Source organism: Mesorhizobium sp. M5C.F.Ca.IN.020.32.2.1, from assembly GCF_004023105.1.
Classification (GTDB): domain Bacteria; phylum Pseudomonadota; class Alphaproteobacteria; order Rhizobiales; family Rhizobiaceae; genus Mesorhizobium; species Mesorhizobium wenxiniae.
On the sequence record NZ_RZSX01000830.1, the window covers coordinates 1 to 2,763 of the forward strand.

Sequence of the window (2,763 nt, forward strand, 5' to 3'; positions counted from 1 at the left end):
CGTAGACTATGTGGCGGCGGGCATCATGTCCGCCGCCCAAGCCGATGTGCTGCGCCAGGCTGTCGCCGAGCGGCAGAACATCCTCGTTGCCGGCGGCACGTCGACGGGCAAGACGACGCTGACCAATGCCCTCCTGGCCGAGGTCGCCCGCAGCGGCGATCGCGTGGTGTTGATCGAGGACACGCGCGAGCTGCAATGCGCCGCGCCCAACTTCGTGGCGTTGAGGACCAAGGACGGCATCGTCACACTGTCCGATCTCGTGCGCTCCTCGCTGCGGCTGAGGCCCGACCGGATTCCGATCGGCGAGGTGCGCGGCGCCGAGGCGCTCGATCTGCTGAAGGCCTGGTCGACCGGCCACCCCGGCGGCATCGGCACCATCCACGCCGGCACCGCCATCGGCGCACTGCGCCGCCTCGAACAGCTCATCCAGGAAGCCGTCGTCACAATTCCGCGCGCGCTGATCGCCGAGACCATCGACGTCATCGCCGTGCTTTCCGGCCGCGGCTCGGCCCGGCGCCTCGCCGAGCTCGCCCACGTCACTGGGCTCGGGTCCGGCTGCGACTACGACCTGTCCCCTGCCCTCCCGTCCCTCGAACCCAATGGAGCCACCTCATGAAGCTGAAAAAACTTCGTGTCCGTCCCCGCGTCGGCGCAACCGCGCTCGCCGCCTCGCTCAGCCTCACCTTGACCCAGGCCACCTATGCGGCCGGATCGTCCATGCCCTGGGAAGAGCCGCTGCAGCAGATCCTCGAATCCATCGAAGGCCCAGTCGCCAAGATCATCGCGGTGATCATCATCATCGTCACCGGCCTGACGCTGGCCTTCGGCGACACAGCTGGCGGCTTTCGGCGCCTGGTGCAGATCGTCTTCGGCCTTTCGATCGCCTTCGCGGCTTCGAGCTTCTTCCTCTCCTTCTTCTCGTTCGGCGGCGGGGCCGTGATCTGATGGAAGAGGTTCCCGGTTTCACCGCGCCCGTCCATCGCGCCCTGACCGAGCCGATCCTTCTCGGCGGCGCGCCCCGCTCGGTCGCCATCCTAAACGGCACGCTCGCGGCCGCGCTCGGTCTCGGCCTCCGCCTCTGGCTCGCCGGCGTCCTGCTCTGGGCGATCGGACACCTCGCAGCCGTCTGGGCGGCGCGCCGCGATCCGCTCTTCGTCGAGGTGGTGCGCCGGCATCTGCGCATTCCCGCGCATCTCGAGCTGTGAGGTAGCGCGATGATGAACCTTGCCGAATACCGTCGCAGCAGCGCCCGCCTCGCCGATTATCTTCCCTGGGCCGCCCTGGTCGGGGAAGGCATCGTCCTCAACAAGGACGGCAGCTTCCAGCGCTCGGCCAAGTTCCGCGGTCCAGATCTCGACAGTTCCGTGCCGGCCGAGCTGGTCGGCGTCGCGGGCCGCCTCAACAATGCGTTCCGCCGTCTCGGCTCGGGCTGGAGCATCTTTGTCGAGGCGCAGCGCCACGAGGCCGCGAGTTATCCAAGGAGCGCCTTCCCGGACGCCGCCTCGGCCGTGGTCGACGCCGAGCGCAAGGCCGACTTCGAGGAGGCGGGCAGCCACTTCGAGTCGAGCTACTTCCTGACTATCGCCTATCTGCCGGCGGCCGAGGACAGCGCACGCGCCGAAGCCTGGCTCTATGAGGGCCGCGACCAGACGGGCGTAAATCCCTGGGAGATCCTCAAGGGCTTCGTTGATCGCACCGATCGCGTAATCGCCCTACTCGACGGCTTCATGCCCGAATGCCGCTGGCTCGATGACGCCGAAACCCTAACCTACCTCCACTCGACGGTCTCGACCAAGCGGCATCTAGTTCGCGTCCCCGAGACGCCGATGTACCTGGACGCGCTGCTGGCCGACCAGCCGCTCGCCGGCGGCTTAGAGCCACGTCTTGGCGATGCGCACCTGCGCATCCTCACTATCGTCGGTTTTCCGGCGGCGACAACGCCCGGCATCCTCGATGAGCTCAACCGCCTCGCCTTCCCCTATCGCTGGTCGACGCGCGCCATCCTGCTCGACAAGACCGACGCCACGAGGCTGGTCACCAAGATCCGCCGCCAGTGGTTCGCCAAGCGGAAGTCCATCGCTACCATCGTCAAGGAGGTGCTGACCAACGAGGCTTCCGTGCTGGTCGACACCGACGCGGCCAACAAGGCTGCCGATGCCGACCTCGCCCTCCAGGAGCTCGGTGCCGACTACGCGGGTGAGGCGTACGTCACCGCGACCGTGACGGTCTGGGACGCCGATCCCCGGGTTGCCAGCGAAAAGCTTCGCCTAGTCGAGAAAGTCATCCAGGGCCGCGACTTCACCGGCATGGTTGAGACTATCAACGCGGTCGACGCCTGGCTCGGCACCCTCCCCGGCCACCTCTACGCCAATGTGCGCCAGCCGCCCATCTCGACGCTGAATCTCGCCCACATGATCCCCCTGAGTGCTGTGTGGGCGGGGCCGGAACGGGACGAGCACTTCCAAGCGCCCCCGCTGCTCTTCGGCAGAACGGAAGGCTCGACCCCGTTCCGGTTGTCTCTCCATGTCGGCGACGTCGGACACACCCTTGTCGTTGGACCGACGGGCGCGGGCAAGTCGGTGCTGCTGGCCCTCATGGCGTTGCAGTTCCGGCGCTACGACAATTCCCAGGTCTTCGCCTTCGACTTCGGCGGGTCAATCCGCGTTGCCTCGCTCGCCATGGGCGGCGACTGGCACGATATCGGTGGTGAACTCACCGACGGAACCGAGTCGTCGGTTTCGTTTCAGCCTCTGGCCGGCATCG

At 67.2% G+C, this 2,763-nt stretch carries 3 protein-coding genes and 1 pseudogene; all 4 read left to right on the plus strand.

Annotated elements, in window-relative coordinates; translation table 11 throughout:
• On the plus strand, positions 1–616 hold a 616-nt coding region (locus EOA86_RS29490), incomplete at its 5' end, for an ATPase, T2SS/T4P/T4SS family (RefSeq protein WP_164892099.1).
• Positions 613–945, plus strand: coding sequence for a TrbC/VirB2 family protein (locus tag EOA86_RS29495; protein WP_128344876.1), 333 nt, complete (start codon positions 613–615; stop codon positions 943–945). The genes EOA86_RS29490 and EOA86_RS29495, both read left to right, overlap by 4 nt.
• Positions 945–1,205, plus strand: coding sequence for a VirB3 family type IV secretion system protein (locus EOA86_RS29500; RefSeq protein WP_128344878.1), 261 nt, complete (start codon positions 945–947; stop codon positions 1,203–1,205). Before EOA86_RS29495 ends, EOA86_RS29500 begins: the two co-directional genes overlap by 1 nt.
• A 9-nt stretch (positions 1,206–1,214) precedes the next feature.
• Positions 1,215–2,763: pseudogene (locus EOA86_RS29505) on the plus strand (conjugal transfer protein TrbE); the annotation flags it as partial.